This window comes from Rickettsiella endosymbiont of Dermanyssus gallinae (genome assembly GCF_019285595.1).
In the GTDB taxonomy this organism is placed as follows: Bacteria; Pseudomonadota; Gammaproteobacteria; order Diplorickettsiales; family Diplorickettsiaceae; genus Rickettsiella_B.
The window spans coordinates 1007580-1024858 of record NZ_CP079094.1; the positions used below are offsets into that span (position 1 = coordinate 1007580).

Below are 17279 nucleotides of genomic sequence, written 5' to 3' on the forward strand. Positions count from 1 at the left end.
CTTATCATATTGGGTAGCAGTTGTCTTAATAGGATTTATTTAGATTATATTTTATATAAAGAAGGAATCTAGAAGAATTGAAAAGTTACCCACAGTCGCTTGGACTTTTATGAAGAGTCCCGCTCCTATGGATAACTTGTTTAACTATTTTTTAATATGCAAATGACTTGATTTCCATACAAAAAGTATCCATTATTTATATAATAATAATTAGGATAACCCTTTTTGAAATTAACATCACGTGATGTAGAGATTTTAAAATTTATCAATGAATTTGGTTTCTGTGAAATGCCGCAGATTAACCAACGCTTTTCTCTGAGAAAACCCCGTAATTACCAATTACTCAGTAAGCTAGTTCGTCATAATTTGTTACAGTATGAACGAATTTGGTATAACGCGCATGGAATATTTCGATTAACCCCAACTGGTGCACGTTTCACGCCATTACCTCCCATGCGTCGAATCAACTTCGCGAATTATCACCATGATCGTATGGTAATAAATCTTCATATTAAGTTAATGGCAATTTATCCGGATGCTACCTGGATTAGCGAACGAAAGCTAAAGCATGAAAAATGTAAACTAGGCGTGGGCAAAGAAGGCCATTTACCAGATGGTATATTAATGTTTCCCGATGGAAAACAGGCCGCTATTGAAGTAGAACTTACTTCTAAAAGCAGACAGCGTTTAGATGATATTCTAAAAACCTATGCGACCCAGTTTTCCTTACAAGAGGTTTGGTATTTTTGTTATGACTCGATGGTACCTAAACTAAAAGAAGCTGCAAAAGCCATGCCCTTCGTCAAAATTCATGTACTAAAAACATTTTTAGAAAAACAATTAACACACGTGCATGCCCTTACAGGATAGCGGTTTTTTAGAACGACCACGCGAAACTATTCAATGTTTGCTGATTGGTCTTTGTTGCTTATGGCAAAGCGTAGTCGGATTGCTCGGTCTTTTGCTTTTCCTTATCTTAATACGAGTATTTCGTTATTCCGTTTGGTCAATATTTCTAGTGGGTCTGGTGTTGGCACTTGCCAGTAGTTTATTGATGGCATGGCAGTCACATTTCACATTATCTTTTTTAGATTTTATTCATACGGGGTTTTTAACTCAGTATTTTTGGAAAGTGTTGTTTACACACGGCTTTGGTTCTGCCTTAGTCTTTATTTACCCGCAGGCGTTTTACTATATGCTTGGCTTTCCATTGCTTTTTGCTGGTTTGTTAGGAATGACGGAATGGATTCCGAATTCAACGCATGAATGGGAACTTAAGGCCATTCAAAGGGGTAGAGAATCCTCATCGAAGCAGCATAAGTTAAATTGGAAAAAATATTTTCTTAAACCGAATAAACAAGCCCCAAAAGGAACGCTTTTAGGCTTCTCTGACGAACAAGAAGCGATTGTCATACCTGACAGCGCTATCAATCAGATGCTCTTAGTATTAGGCACGACAGGCGGCGGAAAAACAGTTACCTTGCGGCGTTTTTATCAACGTGCTTTAAGCCAAGCGTATCCATTGATTATTGTCGACGGCAAACCCACCGAAGAAAACGTCGCCTGGCTACAGAAAAAATCACAGGATCACGGACATACTTTCTACGGCTTTAACTGCGCTGATAATCACCACTATGATCCCCTCGCCCACGGCGGCTACACAGAGCTTAAAGATAAATTAATCAGTCTCAAGGATCAGTGGGAAAATGATTACTACCGTTCAATTGCTGAAGATTACTTACAAACCACATTTGAAGTGTTATTACACCTCAAAGAACCCTTTGATTTAAAAACCGTTGTTAACTGTTTAGATTTTCGAGAGTTAGCGCTTAAAACACGCAGCATCACAAATGAAACACTTAAAACCCGTGTACTACGTTTACAACAGTATGACGCAAAAGACATCACAGGGTTACAAGCCCATCTAAACTTGCTGATTCATTCAGAACTCGGTGCTTTTTTTGAAAAAACGGAGAATACCTTTAATTTAGAAGAAATCATTCAAACGAACAGCGTGGTGTATTTCGCCCTACCCGCCCTACGTTTTCCCAGTTTTGCGAAGGTTTTAGGCAAGTTAATCATCAATGATATTAAAGCGGTGATTGATCGTTTAGAAACCAAGCAACGTATTTTTACGGTGTTTGATGAGTTTTCGGTATTTGCCGGTGAGCAAGTCTTAAATCTCGTGAATATGGGACGCGGCAAAGGTATTCACGCTATTTTTGGTACACAAGGTTTAGCTGATTTAAAACGTGTCGATGATAATTTTGGTAATCAATTATTAAATTGCGTTAATACGTTAATTTGCCACCGACTCAATGACCATGAAAGTGCAGAAAGTGTAGCCAGTTGGATTGGAACGCGAGACGGGTTTTCTATCACCGCGCAAATTAGCGACGAAAACTCAATGGGAACAGGAATGGGCAGCGTCACACGCAATAAATCCTTCATTATTCACCCTGATGCTATTAAACAAGAATTACAATCAGGCGAAGCGTTTTACGTTAGTAAAGTAAATAAATTTCAGCATAAAAAAGTAAAGGTTATTTTTACAAAATAATTAATAAAAATGCTATTTTTATAGTGTTTTTTTATAAAAAATGCGTTAAAATATAACTATTAAATTCTTCTATTCTTATCAAAAAATATGTCATTGAGAAAAGGGAAAAAAAGAAGACTTCAACTGATTTATTTAACGATGAGTCTTTTCTTATTTTTCCCCTCCCTGTCATGGGCTTATGGCGGTGATACACCTGTTGGTCAAGGTCTTAATTATGTTATCGATGCCGTTTATGGTGCAACGGGATTAGCGATTGCGACGGTTGCCATTATTGGCATGGGATTATTGTGTGCTGGCCATTATTTAGAGTGGAAACGATTTTTACAAACCTTAGTGGGTATTGCCATTATGTTTGGTGCCGGTGGCGTAGCAAGAGCATTACATAGTTTTATTTTTTAATTTTAAAAATAACTAGGAACACGGTGTGAAAGAATACGTATTGGAAGTTGATCCCTTAGCACTCGCCTTAACACGGCCACCGTTATTCATGGGCATTCCCATGCGTTTATTTTTCGCTAATGTCGCCGTCAATATGATGATTTGTATTGATCTACATACGTTAATCGGTATCCCTTTAGTTGGAGTCGTACATCTAATTTTATTTCGGCTAGCAACAAAGGATCTACAATTTTTTCGATGTTGGCTGAAATACATGACCCAAACCCCGCCGGTTTTAAACAGTGGCTTTTGGGGCGGCACGAATAGTTATTCGCCAGGATAAAACATGCTATCTAAAATAAGAAAGCTTGGACATAACCCAGTAGACCGACGACTCAGAAACGAAGCCAATGCGTCGCGGCACATTAATATTTTAGGGCACTATAACGACGACACCTTGATCGATAAAGGTGGCAAACTTATTCAGATCATTCAACTGGCAGGTATTGATGGACTCACACACAGTGAAGCGATCTTAGATAACTATAAAAATAGACGTAACAGTTTATTAAAAAGTTTTTCCTCTGAAGTTGCCATTTATTTTTGGACAGTGCGTCGTCAAACAACCGATTTTTCTCATGGAGAATTTAAACCAGGCTTTGCTTGGCAGCTAAATGAAAACTATCGCACGCAAATTCAACAACGCCCAATGTTTAAGAATGAAACTTACATCGGTATTGTCACTAAATCAGCCGAAGGGACTTTAAATCGAGGTTTTGATTGGTTTAAAAAATTAAACCATCAAGCAGATAAGCTCGCCCAGCAGCAACAATTACTTAAAACACACGAAGCCTTAATGGCTATCACTCAAAAAGTGCTACAAACTTTATCAGATTATCAACCGCGATTACTGGGCGCTTACCAAAAAGATAACATTTCATTTTCTCAGCCGTTAACGTTTATCGGTCAACTGATTAATGGGGATAAACTGTCTACCCCCTTACTCAAAAAGGATGCTGCCTGTTATCTACCGCGAAAGCGATTATTTTTTAATCGTCATACGGGCACGATTGAATACCGCGCTAGTGATCAGTCGAAGCAATTTGCCGCCGTCATTTCGATTAAAGCGTATCCAGCGATGACCTATCAAGGGATACTAGATAGTCTTAATTTGCTACGAATAGAATATACACTCACTCAATCCTTCCGATTCTATGATCGTTATTTGGCTAAAACACGTTTGCGTGATCAGCAACGTGATATGCAGCAGACCAAAGAAGAATCGGTACGACAAACCGAGCAGATTGATGAGTCGTTTGATGACACTGCCAGCGGTGAAGTGAATTACGGTAAACATCATTTTAGTTTAGTGTGTTATGCCGAAAGCCAAGCACAATTAAACCAACACGTAGGCGAAATCATTGCCTTGTTATCGGATCGCGATATTGTGTGTGTGCGAGAGGATGTCGGTTGTGAATGTGCTTTTTGGGCGCAATTACCTGGGAACTTTGCTTATATCGTGCGCGAAGCGGAGATCTCTACTAAAAATATCGCCGCCTTTGCTAGCTTGCATGATTCGCCCTTGGGTCAACGTGATCATAATTTCTGGGGTAATGCCGTTACGGTATTAGAAACCTTATCCGGTAGTCCGTATTACTTTAATTTTCATGATAAAGATGTCGGCAACTTTATGGTGGTCGGTGCCACCGGCAGTGGTAAAACGGTACTGGTTGGATTTCTGATTGCACAAAGTATGAAGTTTGGTGGCAAACGTGTGATCTTTGATAAAGATCGCGGATTGGAAATCTTAGTCAGGGCTTTGGGCGGCACCTATGAAGTTTTAAAGCCAGGCATTGCAACGGGATTTAATCCCTGCCAATTAACCGATACACCTGAAAACCGCACCTTTCTATTACAGCTTTTTAAACAGCTTTTAAAATCGCCGACTAAACCCTTAGATGAATCCGATATCAAAGTCATTGAAGAAGCCATTGCTGGCCTGTATCGCTTAGATTTATTGGAACGACAATTTTGTCATGTTGCACCGTTTTTTGGGAAGAATAGTAAAGGATCACTGCGTGCGCGGTTTGAGTCATGGCACAGTGGTCGTGAAAATAGTTGGTTATTTGATAATGCACAGGATTGTTTTGAACAACAGCACTATGAAGCGGATGTCATCGGTCTTGATTTAAGCCATATTCTAAAAGACGAATCCTGTAAAACACCGACCTTGATGTATTTATTACATCGATTTAGTCAACAACTGGAAGGTCAACGCGGCCTTATCTTTCTTGATGAAGCCTGGCTAGCCTTACAAGATGATTATTTTAAAAATATTATTAATGATTTATCACGTACGCCACGTAAGAAAAATAATTGTTTTGGTTTAGCGACACAAGCCGCCTACGACACCACGTTATCAACGAATCATACGGCGATTAATGAAGCCGCTGCATGTAAGATCTTTTTCCCCAATCCGATGGCGGATCGAAAAACCTATATTGAGCATTTTGGTTTAAGCGAACGCGAATTTGAACTGATTAAAACCTTACCGAATGAAAGCCATTATTTTTTATTGAATTATGGACGAGGTAAAACATCGGTCGTCTTAAGAGCGAATTTACAAGGCTTGGAAGACGAGATTGCTGTCATTTCAGGACGCACCGAAACCATCGCCCTACTCGATACCATTCGTACTGAAGTCGGCAATGATCCGGCCATTTGGTTACCGCTTTTCCATCAACGGAGAAAATCACATGCGGGCTAAAATCATACTATTAAGTTGGCTGATATTTTTCCCATTAACCAGTTACGCCGATCCCTTTATTAGCGGTTTATTGCATATTGCGGCGCAGATAGAAGGTTACCAAATGCAGATGACGGATATTCAATCGACGATTTCACGATTAAATCGCCAAATACAGCAAGCGGTATCTGGCCGCTCTGAATGGGGAAATTGGCGCTTTAATGATTTTCAGTCCTGGGGATTACAAGCTGATCGTTGGGGTTCACTTTTAAACCTGGTGACGCAAGGTGGTAATGATGGACAATTAGGACTCGTACTGCGTTTATTAGCGAGAGAATTTCCATCTGCAATGGCACTGTACAATCGAGTAAATCCGAATCGATCTGATCAACAATTCTATAGCTTACGAGCAAAAACTGCTCTAGTAACAAGAGCCGCGAGTCAACTCAGCTATGATAAAATTCAAGAACAAATTAACTACGCAAATGAATTGCGTTCACAGATTGGCACAACCCGTACCTTAAAAGAAGCGGTTGATCTAGAAAACCGTCTCACCGTCGAAAATAATTTAATTCAGATTGAAGTGTTGCGTCAATTAGCGTTGATGAATCAACAACATGCCATTAATGCACAAGCCGAGGTCAATCTTGACCTGCAAAATGCGCGTTTTGTGGCGTCCATTAGGTAAATACCAAGGAATATGACTATGCAAAAATTTACACCCTATTTGACATTAATAATATGTTTAGGAATCTGTATCATTAGTTGTTCAACAGCGACCTTGCATGCGCCAGATGATGCTATGGTTCTGAGAACAAAAATTAATATAGGCTAAGGAGTAACCCTATGATCAATGAAAACTATCCTGCATTTATTGCAGCCCTCATTATTTTGGCCAGTTTGTTTTTAGTCGGATGTCATAAAAATCCACTGATGAACGAAAAAAAGATATCTTGGATGAAGCAAAATTTTTTCGTAAGGGGCCCCAATTTTCCTATTGATAAATGTGCCGATTATTACAGTGGCGTTAAGCAGGATGATGCTTTGAAAAAGCTATGTGAAACATGGACTCAAAAATTTTATCACGAATCAATGCGCGCAGGTTCTATTCCATCCACCACAACGTTACAAGATTTCAGAGACCCTGCCTTTTGGAAAAAAGTAAACGCATCGCAAGGAGAAACTGACTTAGAATGGTAATGCTTTCGGTACAAAGTTTTATTACCGATACACTCGCAGCGGTTGATGATGTGATTGGTTACTTTGTACAAACGACTTATGAGCAATGGGTGCAACACTATAGCAACACACTGGTCGCATTAAGTACGCTCTATATCATGTTGCTTGGTTATCGTTTTGCCACGCACACCTTGAGCGCGGATCTCATGACGATTAGTCGGCATTTAATGGTTTTATTAGTCGTTTGTAGTTTATGTACCAATTGGTCACTGTACCATTTACTGATCTACAATATTTTTACCAATGAGCCAAACTATATTGCACAAATCATTAGTCAGAAACCTTATCAAATGCCTGATGAAACGATTGCACAAGGATTGAACCAAGTCTTTAGTACGGGAATGGAAGCAGCAAAAATTATGTTTAGTAAAGGATTCTACATTTTTTTCTGTGGTATTTTTGTCTGGGTATTTACTTTTTTATGCTGTATTTCGGCATTAGGCTTGTTAATTTACACCAAATTAGCGATGGCCATTGCCTTGGCGTTAGGGCCACTTTTTTTAACCTTTATACTGTTTGAATCCACACGCGGTTGGTTTGTGAGTTGGTTAAGAAAGTTATTTAATTTTTCACTGGTGCCCATTGTAACCACTAGCATTCTGGTCTTGATGTTGTCGATTATCAATCTGGTATTACCGGATTTATCCTATGAAGCCTCCGTTGGTAAACCTAATTTTTTTACGGTAGGACTTTTTGGTGGATTATCGTTAATCACGGCGTTTCTATTGAAACAAAGTCTAACCATAGCCGGTAGTTTAAGTTCCGGCCTTACCTTAGCCGCCTTAAGTCAAGTCGGTGGTATGGTGAAATCGGCTTTAACAAGCAGTGGTATCAATACGGCGGCGCACTTAGCCAGCCACGGTTTTAACTATGCTCGCCGTGCATTCTCAAACCGCGCAGCCGCTCAAAAACAATCTACGATTAATGAGGCGGTACAACAAGGAAAAAATAATTAATCATTTTTCTAAAATAACAAAAATGGTAAAGAACGATGAGTCAGACAAAAAAAGTTAACAGCGATATAAAAGAAGCCTATTACCAAACAGCAGCGGATTGGCGTTACGATGTCTATCAGAGTAAGCGCATTTGGTTACGCTATTCACTGATAGCTAACGCGGGCTTATTATTTGCCTTATTACTGGCACTCATCACGCTGGCTTGTTTAGTGCCACTCAAACAAAAAATCCCTTATCTCTATACCTTTAATAACGCGACGGGTGAAGTCACTAAACTGGGTGAGTTAGAACCCACTCACTTAAGCGCCAATTGGCAAATGACACGTTATTTCCTGATTCATTATGTGATGAATCGTGAAAGCTATGACAGTGATAATTTAGAAGTGCCCTATCAATTAGCCTGGGCACAATCGAATCCCAACATTCGTAAACAATATGAGATGGAAGTGGATAGCCAAGTCAGCACATCCCCTTATAAAAAATACGGTAAAGATAAAGCGATTCGAGTGCGCGTAGTGTCAGTTTCTCGTTTGAATGACAATACCGCGGCGATTCGTTTTGAAAAGCAATTACGTGATAAATCCGCTAATACGCAACAAATCGCCCATGAGGAAGCGATTGTGAAATGGCAATATCAATCGATTACAGCCACGCAAACTCAATTAGATAGAAATCCACTGGGATTTACCGTTCAGTATTATCAAGTGACACCCATTAATTTAAGCCATGAAGAAGGAAAATAATATGAATAAAAAAATAAGTCTGTTTGTTTTTATCTCATGCATGATGGGACACATGAATTTTGTACAGGCCGCTTTATTGCCTCGATCCGTTGCGGCGGACAGGCATGTAAAAACAGTCAATTATGATCCCAATAATGTAGTGATGATTCATGGCGCGTATGGTTACCAAACACAAATCGTTTTTGCACCGGAGGAGGAAGTACAAAATATATCTATTGGCGATAGTTTAGCCTGGCAAGTGGTATCGGTTAAAAATAATTTGTTTATCAAACCGACAGCGGCCTCTAAAACCAATATGACCGTACTAACCAATGCCAATAGCTATAACTTTCAATTAGATGCCAACGATGCAAAGATTTTACCCACCTATCAATTAAAATTTAACTATCCGGTGGCAGGTTATGACAATAAGGGGCAAAGTAATGCGGTGGGCATGTGCGATCCTACCAAAATCAACTGGGAATATAGTTTTACAGGTGATGAACGTCTAGCACCGATTGAAACCTTTGATTGTAACGGTCAATTTACTTACTTTCGTTTCAAAAGTAGTTTGCCGGCTATTTTTGTGGTGGATAAAAAACGTAAAGAGACGCTTGTTAATTACCACGTGAAAGGAAACTACGTCATTGTTAATACCACTGCCGAGCAATTTACCTTACGCAGTGGACGTTATGTAACCAGTGTTTATAACGATGCCCTTCTAGGTGATGGGCAATAGGAATAACACGATGGTAAAACCAACCTCACAAACACCCTCCTCTGAAGGATTACCCGAGATTACAGAACCAGCCGGTAAAAAACGGGTACTGCTGGTTATTCTCGGTGGACTGTTACTGCTATTAGTGACGCATTTTTATTTTAATGCTAAAAAAACAACGCCTAAAAGCGAATTTTCAGTAGAAGAAAGCTACACCACACCAAGTACCCAACCAGAAAAACCAAAAGAAAAATCCTATTCAACCGAAACAAAGCCATTATCAGAACAACAACTCGCTTTATTGGAAGAAAAACAAAAAGAATTACAACAGCGCTTAGCCGCACCGATGATGACATTTAATCAAAATCAAGCAAGTAATGATCATAGTCATACCGTCAAATCCGATAAAACAGTGAATGCGGGAGAAATGGATGCTAACCGTCAGTTTTTACAACAAGCCAGTACCGCTTCCAATCAACGTGTTAAAGCAACAAAAATGGGTTCTTTAAATCAGTTAATTGCTGAAGGACATATGATCCATGCCATTTTAGAAACCGCGATCAATTCTGATTTACCAGGTAATTTAAGAGCAACGATTGATCAGCCGGTTTATGCCGAGGATGGATCGCAAATATTAATACCACCAGGTAGTCGTTTAATTGGTCAATATAAAAGCGGCATGCTGCAAGGCCAATCACGAGTTTTTGTGGTATGGACGCGTTTAATGACACCGGACGGTATTAGCTTAAATCTGGCTTCGCCTGGTGTGGATTCACTTGGAATGGCTGGGATGTCAGCCGATACAATTAATCATCATTTCTGGCAACAGTTTGGTACAACGGCATTGCTTTCGATCTTAGGGGTCGGCACATCGAATGTCGGTGTGGATAGTAACGCGTCGTATAACGCTTCACAGGCTTACCGCATGGCGATAGCCAATAGTTTCAACCAAACAGCTCAGCAAACGCTACAGGCCGGTATGATTCCACCAACCCTATGGGTTAATCAAGGCAGCCCGATCCAAGTATTTGTGGCGCATGATCTAGATTTTAGTGCGGTTAATAAAACCGCGCATTCTAAAATGAATATTTTTTAACCAATAAAAAACCAATGTCTACTAAAGCCTTAGAAAAATACTTAGCACCGTTACAACCCTGTTTGCAAACCAACGGCGTTACCGAAGTGTGTATTAATCAGCCAGGTGCAGTATTTGTTGAAGAAAAGGGGAAATTTAACCGATACACCATAGAAGCTCTCGAACCTGGTTTTCTTGAAACTTTAGCAAATCTGATTGCGGAATTTAATCATAAACAATTCCCTTATCCTTTAATCTCCGGTTATTTACCCACCGGCGAACGAGTACAATGTGTGATGTCGCCTGCTTGTGAAAAAAACAAAATTATTTTTTCAATTCGCTGTCATTCACGGCGTGATATGAGTTTACAAGACTATCAAGCCAGTGGGGTTTTTGACCAATATACCGCTGCCAATGAGAGTACGTATGCACGAACAACAGACTTACTAAAAACATTGCACGCCAATAAAGACATTTTTGGTTTTTTAAAAGTAGCCATAAAAACCAAAAAAAATATGATCATTAGTGGCGGAACCGGCACAGGTAAAACCACATTTCTGAATGCGTGTTTAAAATTGATTCCAGAGACAGAACGGTTGATTACGCTAGAAGATACGCGCGAGGTCAAGGTTAATCAGCCCAATACCGTGCATTTATTGTTTAATGAAGACGATCAAACCATCACAGCAGAGAAATTATTTAAAGCCTGTTTACGCCTAAGACCCGATCGAATTCTATTGTCTGAGTTACGTGGCACAGAGGCGTGGTCGTTTCTGAGAGCCGCTAATAGTGGCCATCCAGGCAGTATCAGCACGGTACATGCCGATACCCCGCAAGGTTGTTTTGATCAGCTCGTTTTTATGATGCAACAAGCGCGTTCAACATCGGCTGAGGAAAACTTACGGGGTTATATTCAATCCATTATCCCTATCGTTATCCAGCTAAAACGCAGCACTCATCCAGGAAGGTTTGTAGAAATAGCCGAGATTTATTTTGATAATAGGCCATAGGGAAAACTGCTCTCCTACCAATAAATTATTAGCTTTATTGATAGGAAATTTAAATTATTATACGATGTAGTGCTCTATCTTTCTGCCCTATTTAAAGGAGTTCTAAGTATTCCCATTAATCCTAAAATCATTAATGTATTCTCAGTAGGTAATCGTGGTGGGAATCCCTGTGCAATAGTGGACTGCGTGATTACACTTAGTGAAGAAGCTATGCAAAAAACGGCAACGGAACTAAATCTGCCAGAGACTGTCTATATCATACCAGATAAAGATCGATATCTTTTACGATTCTTTGCAACCAAAGAAGAACTTCCGCTATGCTGTCACGGTACGCTGGGAGCAGTTTTTTACCTATTTAAATCCAATGTTAATCAGCGCCCTAATATTTATACCTACAAAAATAATATTAAAATTGATGTGAAATTCGATAACGACTTGGTGTCCATGTCGCTGGAAAATAAAGGAAAAGTATTAAGTACCCCTATAGATTTTTCTGCTATTAGTGCGATGTTAAATATCGATACAGATTCAGTCGCTAAAAATTTGCCTTGTACTGTCGCATCTATAGGAAGCCCTAAGCTATTTGTCCCGATTATTAATAGAGCAGCTTTATTCGGTATGAAACCTGAATTAGATTTAATTTCTCAGTGGTGCAAAACAAACGCGATTAATGGCGTTTATGCCTATTCTGATGATACAGAGAACCCCAACGCTGATTATGTAGGGCGTAATTTTAATCCTTTATTCAGTCATCAAGAGGATATTGCTACGGGTACGGCAGCAGCGACATTAGGCCAATTATTATGTATTAATCGTAAGCAATCAGAAGGTTCTTTTACCATAGAGCAAGGTGCTAATTTAGAGAGTCCCAGCCAAATCTTTATTTCTATTTCAAAGAAGAATATTGAGATTAAAGGGCAAGCTTATTTTTCAAAGCTTTGATATTATTTCGGCACACGTTAGAAAAGGTTGCCAAACCTCACCGTGATCTTCAAATGACCACCAGGCCGCTAATACTGCTTTGCAAAAAGCCCAGCCCAACACACGTGATTTATCAAATCCAGATATCTCTATGAATTGGTCTAATCGGCGCTTAATAAGGCTTTCATTAATTTCACCCTTCAAGCGAGGGAAAGGAATTTCATATTCACGTTCACCTATCACGCCTTTGGGATCAATCGCTAGCCAACCATACTCATCTGATAATAAAATATTACCGTAATGCAAATCCCCATGTAGCAATACAGTAGAACCCATCGACATTAATAACTCTTGGCCAATAGCGTCTGCACGTTCAACTAACTGCTTAGGAAAAAACCCTGTTCCACCCTGGAAATATTGAAAAAGACGCTGAAACCCTCGAAACCAATCGGCTAGACTAGGAAATACAGCAGTCTCTTGGCAGGGTCTATGCAATTTTTTTATGAGTTCTACACTGCTTATTACACGTTGTGTTTCATCAGGAATCTCTTCTAACAAAGTGCCTGGTATAAGCCTTTCCAATAACATAATACCTGCACCCGCTTCTGCATCCAATAATTTTACAGACCCTACGCCATTAAAATGCTGAAGTGCAGCTACTTCATTCATAAATTCTTTGCTAGGAACACCACATTTTAAAATGGCAGAACGACCATTGTCCAAAATCACTTCGGCCACAACATTAAAGTTCGCATTATTGAAACAATCTTTAACCGTCAATTGCCATTTTTTAGCATAATAAGACAATAAGTCAGGTAAATTATCTAACCATTCTTTCCCCACTAGTCTATAGATATTAAGAATATTTCTGACCAATTCTTTTGGAAGATGCAGAGGTTGTAAAAGATTGTGTTTTTCCATAACGATTTAATTTTTAAGGAGTTTTTATGCCACATACTGAAAAATTAAAGAATCTCCTTAATATTTTGGCAAAGCAAAGAAATATCCTGTTTACTATGCGCGGCTGAAATTGCAATCCGTAATAAGCTCTGATCCTTAGCTACTGTAGGATACATTGCAGCCGTGACAGCGAACCCTCTTTGTTTAAGTTTTTTTGTACATTCAATGGCTTTCAACTCATCCCCTACTAGAATCCCGCGAAAAGGAGCTAATATATTTGCATTAATACAGTTTTTATCGAGTAACGAATCAAAATAATTCACATTATCCCATAGTTCATCCTGTAAACGGTGTATTTCTTCCGATAAATGAATTTTTGCTGAAGCCACCGCCGCATTAACCACTGAGAGGGATAAAGGTCCCGAAAAGGCATAAGTAGGTGCAAAGCGCTTTATAAAATCAGCATCTTCTTTGTTTTCAAATAATAATACACCACCCAATACGCCGAAACCTTTTGCTAATGAATTAACAAGAATCAAACGGGGATGAAGTTGATAATCTAAACATTTTAGCGCATATCCCGCTCCGTGGTTACCATGAATAGAGCTGCCGTGTGCGTCATCGAGATAAACATATCCCTTATATCGTTCCGCTAACTCAAGTAGAAACTTAATAGGTACTATCCCACCCATAGAACCGATACCATCAGCAATAATAACGGCCGTATAAGCGCCTTGTTGAATTTTTTTGCATGTATCTTCCAAATGCTGCTGATCTTTGCAATCGACTATAATGACTTTACCAAACTGCTCCAGCAAGCCGCGATTAATTTGGATAGAGGAATGAGCAGTTTTGTCAATTAAAAAAACAAAACCCTTCCCTACCACGGGAAAGCTGGGCATTTGACCTGATCCCAAGACAGGAAAAAATCCTAAATGCGCCATGTGAATCGTAGGAAACACAATAGGATGGGCACCGCAATAAATCTTTTTAAGAAGAAATTCGAGTTCAGAACAAATGGCAGGCTGCATACGGGTGCGCGCACAAGAAAAGGCAATACCCAATTCATCTAAATGATCATTACTGTGTTTAATAAGCCTTTTATCTTGATCTAAACCCAAATAAGAACAAGATACAAACTCAATGAGAGAGGTTCCACAGGTTAATGTAACTTCCTTCCCCTTTCTTTTTACGAATAGCAAATGATTAATTTCATCAAATGCGATATCTTGGAAATAATTGGATTGCACAATCTTAGCTTGCATCCAATTTTTATAAACCATGGCTACCCTTTTATAATTATAATTTTCTCCTATAGTAATATATTAATCGACAAAAATGGAAGATTAACTTAACTCATTGTTTTTTCACATATTTATTAATGATAGCCTGCGCGACTTCCTTAGTTAAAGGTTTTAATACAAATTCTTGCATACCTGCCTCTAAGCCCAAGGTTTTATAAGACTCTTCAGCATGTGCTGTCAGTGCAACGATAGGGACTGAATTTCCAGTTTTTTCAAGCTCGCGTAGTTTTCTTGTTGCATCAATACCACTCATACCCGGTAGACCTATATCCATGAAGACAAAATCATATTTATTTTTTTTAAATAACTCCATAGCTTCTTCGCCATTTTCAGCTATATCAAACTCATAACCTAATTGAGTTAAGATAGACTTAGCCACTATTCTAGCCATTAAATCATCTTCAACTACTAATAACTTAATACTCATAATTCTTATTACATCCTAATGCTTCATGCAAAATCGTTAGTCAATGGAATTTTAAAAGGTATAGTACAAATAAACTCTGTACCTTCACCCAACTTGCTTTTCAAATCAATTTCTCCTTTCATTTCTTCTATAAACTGTTTCACTATCCCTAACCCTAGTCCTGAACCTTTATACAGACCTTTATTAGAAGGTGATAAGCGAGAAAATTTTTCAAAAATATGATTTTGCTGTTCGAGTGGTATTCCCTCTCCAGTATCTTTGATCGTAAAACGAATAAGGTAGGAATCATCTGTTTTGTTGAGCAATTTTACATGAATAGATACCTGACCTTCTTTAGTGAACTTAATAGCATTACTGACAAGATTAATAAGCAATCTACACAAGCGATAGTGGTCGCCCATAACAATCTGTGGTAAATCTTTGGACAGGTAAGAAGACAAAGGCAAATTTTTATTTTTAGCCGCTGGCATTTCCATTTTTAAGACACTATCTAAAAGTTTCTGTAAATTAAACTTCTTTTCCATTACAGGGAATAAACCCGATGAAATCTTGGAAAAATCAAACATCTCATTGAAATAATCTAAAAATTCTTTTGCACACTGAGTAACATCACCTAATAATTCTTTTTTAAAAGGATCAGTTTCCTGCTCCCATAACAAATGAATTACACCCCAAATGCCATTAAAAGGGGTTCTAATATCATGTTCTATATTTCTAATAAACTCAGTTTTTGCTAGATTTGCCTGTTCAGAAATCTCTTTTTGCTCCTTTAGCTTTTCCTCAAGAACTTTTTGATCGGTAATATCAAAAGCATTAGCAACTACCCCTATAATTTTTCCATCCTCATACAAAGGTCTTTTTTCAGTTCTAATGTAGAGATAATGCCCATCTGGTTTTTTTATTGGCATCCTATCTTCATAAACCTTCACACATTTATCATGCATTACCTCAAGGTCGGCGGCTCTAAATTGCTCAGCTTGCCCCTTTCCCCACTCAAAATCATCATCTGTCTTTCCCACTATTTCGCTTCTATCATTTAACCCCGAAATTCTAGCAAGCTCATTGTTACAACCCATGTATTGACCTTTTTTATTTTTCCAATAAATAAATCCAGGTGAATTTGCAATAATGTTAGTGGCTATCGGATCAACAGTCTTTTTCTCTGACATAGATACTCCTTTTAATTTTTTATTAATTTATAATTTATCCTTTGAATACTTGCGCTAGCCTCTGAAACTAATTGTTTCTCATTAATATCAAGGCCATAAAGAATCAATGTTATTGCCATATAAATAGCCAAAAAACGTGCGTATTGCCAAATATTCGAGTCGACCGGCCTATAAATATCAAAAAAATGAGCATGATATTTCTTAGGATAAAGTCCCCAAATAATAGCTAAATCAACAACGGGATGATTGATACCCACATCGCCCCAATCAATAATACCTTTTAATCGTTCTTGATGAAAAATTAAGTGCTTAAAATATAAGTCCCCATGCACTAAACACCTAACGTCAGATAAGCGTATTGATCGAATACCATCTATTTCTGCTTGGATTTGCTTTTTATCGATGGGATATCCAAGTAAAATAAGTTGCTCTGCCCTATCCCGTAAAAGGGCAATTATTCTACCTTTCTCTGTTTTGTCAAATAGCTGTGACTTAGCCCCCATCATTAAGGCTTGGTTTTCATCAAAAAAATGCAGTTGCTTTAAAAACAGTGCAAGTGGCTTTAAACTGTTAAGCAACGCTTTTTCTGTGAGTGTGGCTTCACCCACTGATGCCCCTTTAATACACGGGTATCCCTGAAACGAATAAGGGTAATCCTGTGTTGGCTTACCTTCAAAAAGTGGTGTAGGGATTTGCAATGAAAAGAAATGGGCAAGCTGTTTTAAGATATGGTTTTCCCTGTTAATCAGCTCACCAGCAACACGCCGCCTAGGAAAACGAAAAATAATGGATTGATTAACTAAAAAAACACGGTTGTCCCAACCTTCACCTAGAAAACACACTTTTCTCAAAAGAAGAGCAGGAAATTGTACCTCTAAGCATTTTCTCACCTGAGCTTCGTTTATCTCTATATCTGCTTGCCATTTTCTTATCATACTAGCGCCTTCTCGTGGTACAGAATGGGAAAGCTTTTGCTATTTCAACTTGATAACCTAGTTGGGATAATTGAACATGCAATATTTTTCGGCCAGCCACTTCATCTTTGATTAATAAGGCATAGATAATTGGTTGCCGTACTGTTTCTTTTTTTTGTAATTCCATTTCAATTTTTTATTATAAATTTTCTGTGAAAGCAGATCTAACTGATGTAAAAT

Annotated in this window: 18 protein-coding genes; 13 read left to right on the forward strand and 5 right to left on the reverse strand. The window is 38.5% G+C overall.

The window, feature by feature from the left end; genetic code table 11:
- Positions 1-225 precede the first annotated feature (225 nt).
- The 13 genes from KX723_RS04995 (at position 226) to KX723_RS05055 (ending at position 12346) form a co-directional block, all read left to right on the forward strand.
- Positions 226-870, forward strand: coding sequence for a hypothetical protein (locus KX723_RS04995; RefSeq protein WP_218813337.1), 645 nt, complete (start codon positions 226-228; stop codon positions 868-870).
- Positions 854-2560, forward strand: coding sequence for a type IV secretory system conjugative DNA transfer family protein (locus KX723_RS05000; RefSeq protein ID WP_218813338.1), 1707 nt, complete (start codon positions 854-856; stop codon positions 2558-2560). The genes KX723_RS04995 and KX723_RS05000 overlap by 17 nt, the downstream gene beginning before the upstream one ends.
- Before the next feature lie 87 nt (positions 2561-2647).
- A complete protein-coding gene (locus tag KX723_RS05005) occupies positions 2648-2959 on the forward strand; it encodes a TrbC/VirB2 family protein (RefSeq protein WP_218813339.1) in 312 nt (103 codons plus the stop codon).
- A gap of 25 nt (positions 2960-2984) precedes the next feature.
- The gene (locus tag KX723_RS05010; RefSeq protein WP_218813340.1) at positions 2985-3281 is read left to right on the forward strand and encodes a VirB3 family type IV secretion system protein; all 297 of its coding nucleotides are present in this window, start codon (positions 2985-2987) and stop codon (positions 3279-3281) included.
- A 3-nt stretch (positions 3282-3284) separates the two neighbouring features.
- Positions 3285-5705, forward strand: a complete 2421-nt coding sequence (locus KX723_RS05015; protein ID WP_218813341.1) for a VirB4 family type IV secretion/conjugal transfer ATPase — start codon at positions 3285-3287, stop codon at positions 5703-5705.
- Positions 5695-6372: a type IV secretion system protein gene (locus KX723_RS05020; RefSeq protein ID WP_218813342.1), complete on the forward strand. Its 678-nt coding sequence runs from the start codon at positions 5695-5697 to the stop codon at positions 6370-6372. Before KX723_RS05015 ends, KX723_RS05020 begins: the two co-directional genes overlap by 11 nt.
- A 158-nt stretch (positions 6373-6530) precedes the next feature.
- Entirely contained in the window at positions 6531-6884 is a 354-nt protein-coding gene (locus tag KX723_RS05025; RefSeq protein ID WP_218813343.1) for a hypothetical protein, read from the forward strand.
- Positions 6878-7879, forward strand: a complete 1002-nt coding sequence (locus KX723_RS05030) for a TrbL/VirB6 family protein (RefSeq protein ID WP_218813344.1) — start codon at positions 6878-6880, stop codon at positions 7877-7879. Before KX723_RS05025 ends, KX723_RS05030 begins: the two co-directional genes overlap by 7 nt.
- A gap of 35 nt (positions 7880-7914) precedes the next feature.
- Entirely contained in the window at positions 7915-8622 is a 708-nt protein-coding gene (locus KX723_RS05035) for a VirB8 family type IV secretion system protein (protein ID WP_218813345.1), read from the forward strand.
- A 1-nt stretch (position 8623) separates the two neighbouring features.
- Positions 8624-9340 (forward strand): TrbG/VirB9 family P-type conjugative transfer protein, encoded by a 717-nt coding sequence (locus KX723_RS05040; protein ID WP_218813346.1) that lies wholly within the window; start codon positions 8624-8626, stop codon positions 9338-9340.
- A gap of 10 nt (positions 9341-9350) precedes the next feature.
- A complete protein-coding gene (locus KX723_RS05045) occupies positions 9351-10415 on the forward strand; it encodes a TraB/TrbI/VirB10 family type IV secretion system protein (RefSeq protein WP_218813347.1) in 1065 nt (354 codons plus the stop codon).
- A 14-nt stretch (positions 10416-10429) separates the two neighbouring features.
- A complete protein-coding gene (gene virB11 / locus KX723_RS05050; protein ID WP_218813348.1) occupies positions 10430-11404 on the forward strand; it encodes a P-type DNA transfer ATPase VirB11 in 975 nt (324 codons plus the stop codon).
- Positions 11405-11473: 69 nt separating this feature from the next.
- The gene (locus KX723_RS05055; RefSeq protein ID WP_218813349.1) at positions 11474-12346 is read left to right on the forward strand and encodes a PhzF family phenazine biosynthesis protein; all 873 of its coding nucleotides are present in this window, start codon (positions 11474-11476) and stop codon (positions 12344-12346) included.
- Here the strand turns inward: KX723_RS05055 and KX723_RS05060 are convergent.
- The 5 genes from KX723_RS05060 to KX723_RS05080 form a co-directional block, all read right to left on the reverse strand.
- Entirely contained in the window at positions 12335-13246 is a 912-nt protein-coding gene (locus KX723_RS05060) for an aminoglycoside phosphotransferase family protein (RefSeq protein ID WP_218813350.1), read from the reverse strand. The two genes, KX723_RS05055 and KX723_RS05060, sit on opposite strands and share 12 nt — an antisense overlap.
- A gap of 44 nt (positions 13247-13290) precedes the next feature.
- Positions 13291-14508: an aminotransferase class I/II-fold pyridoxal phosphate-dependent enzyme gene (locus KX723_RS05065; RefSeq protein WP_218813351.1), complete on the reverse strand. Its 1218-nt coding sequence runs from the start codon at positions 14506-14508 to the stop codon at positions 13291-13293.
- A gap of 73 nt (positions 14509-14581) precedes the next feature.
- Positions 14582-14956, reverse strand: a complete 375-nt coding sequence (locus KX723_RS05070) for a response regulator (RefSeq protein WP_218813352.1) — start codon at positions 14954-14956, stop codon at positions 14582-14584.
- A gap of 23 nt (positions 14957-14979) precedes the next feature.
- A complete protein-coding gene (locus tag KX723_RS05075) occupies positions 14980-16125 on the reverse strand; it encodes a PAS domain-containing sensor histidine kinase (RefSeq protein WP_218813353.1) in 1146 nt (381 codons plus the stop codon).
- Between the two features lie 11 nt (positions 16126-16136).
- Positions 16137-17060 carry a phosphotransferase gene (locus KX723_RS05080; RefSeq protein ID WP_218813354.1) on the reverse strand — a complete coding sequence of 308 codons (924 nt, stop codon included), beginning with the start codon at positions 17058-17060 and terminating at the stop codon, positions 16137-16139.
- Positions 17061-17279 lie beyond the last annotated feature (219 nt).

Coding starts and splice junctions, on each gene's coding strand:
- KX723_RS05070 (WP_218813352.1), bottom strand. CDS start 14,956: ATGAGTATTAAGTTATTAGTAGTTGAAGATGATTTAATGGCTAGAATA.
- KX723_RS05020 (WP_218813342.1), top strand. CDS start 5,695: ATGCGGGCTAAAATCATACTATTAAGTTGGCTGATATTTTTCCCATTA.
- virB11 (WP_218813348.1), top strand. CDS start 10,430: ATGTCTACTAAAGCCTTAGAAAAATACTTAGCACCGTTACAACCCTGT.
- KX723_RS05075 (WP_218813353.1), bottom strand. CDS start 16,125: ATGTCAGAGAAAAAGACTGTTGATCCGATAGCCACTAACATTATTGCA.
- KX723_RS05045 (WP_218813347.1), top strand. CDS start 9,351: ATGGTAAAACCAACCTCACAAACACCCTCCTCTGAAGGATTACCCGAG.
- KX723_RS05000 (WP_218813338.1), top strand. CDS start 854: ATGCCCTTACAGGATAGCGGTTTTTTAGAACGACCACGCGAAACTATT.
- KX723_RS05065 (WP_218813351.1), bottom strand. CDS start 14,508: ATGGTTTATAAAAATTGGATGCAAGCTAAGATTGTGCAATCCAATTAT.
- KX723_RS05040 (WP_218813346.1), top strand. CDS start 8,624: ATGAATAAAAAAATAAGTCTGTTTGTTTTTATCTCATGCATGATGGGA.
- KX723_RS05035 (WP_218813345.1), top strand. CDS start 7,915: ATGAGTCAGACAAAAAAAGTTAACAGCGATATAAAAGAAGCCTATTAC.
- KX723_RS05080 (WP_218813354.1), bottom strand. CDS start 17,060: ATGATAAGAAAATGGCAAGCAGATATAGAGATAAACGAAGCTCAGGTG.
- KX723_RS05005 (WP_218813339.1), top strand. CDS start 2,648: ATGTCATTGAGAAAAGGGAAAAAAAGAAGACTTCAACTGATTTATTTA.
- KX723_RS05015 (WP_218813341.1), top strand. CDS start 3,285: ATGCTATCTAAAATAAGAAAGCTTGGACATAACCCAGTAGACCGACGA.
- KX723_RS05025 (WP_218813343.1), top strand. CDS start 6,531: ATGATCAATGAAAACTATCCTGCATTTATTGCAGCCCTCATTATTTTG.
- KX723_RS05030 (WP_218813344.1), top strand. CDS start 6,878: ATGGTAATGCTTTCGGTACAAAGTTTTATTACCGATACACTCGCAGCG.
- KX723_RS05060 (WP_218813350.1), bottom strand. CDS start 13,246: ATGGAAAAACACAATCTTTTACAACCTCTGCATCTTCCAAAAGAATTG.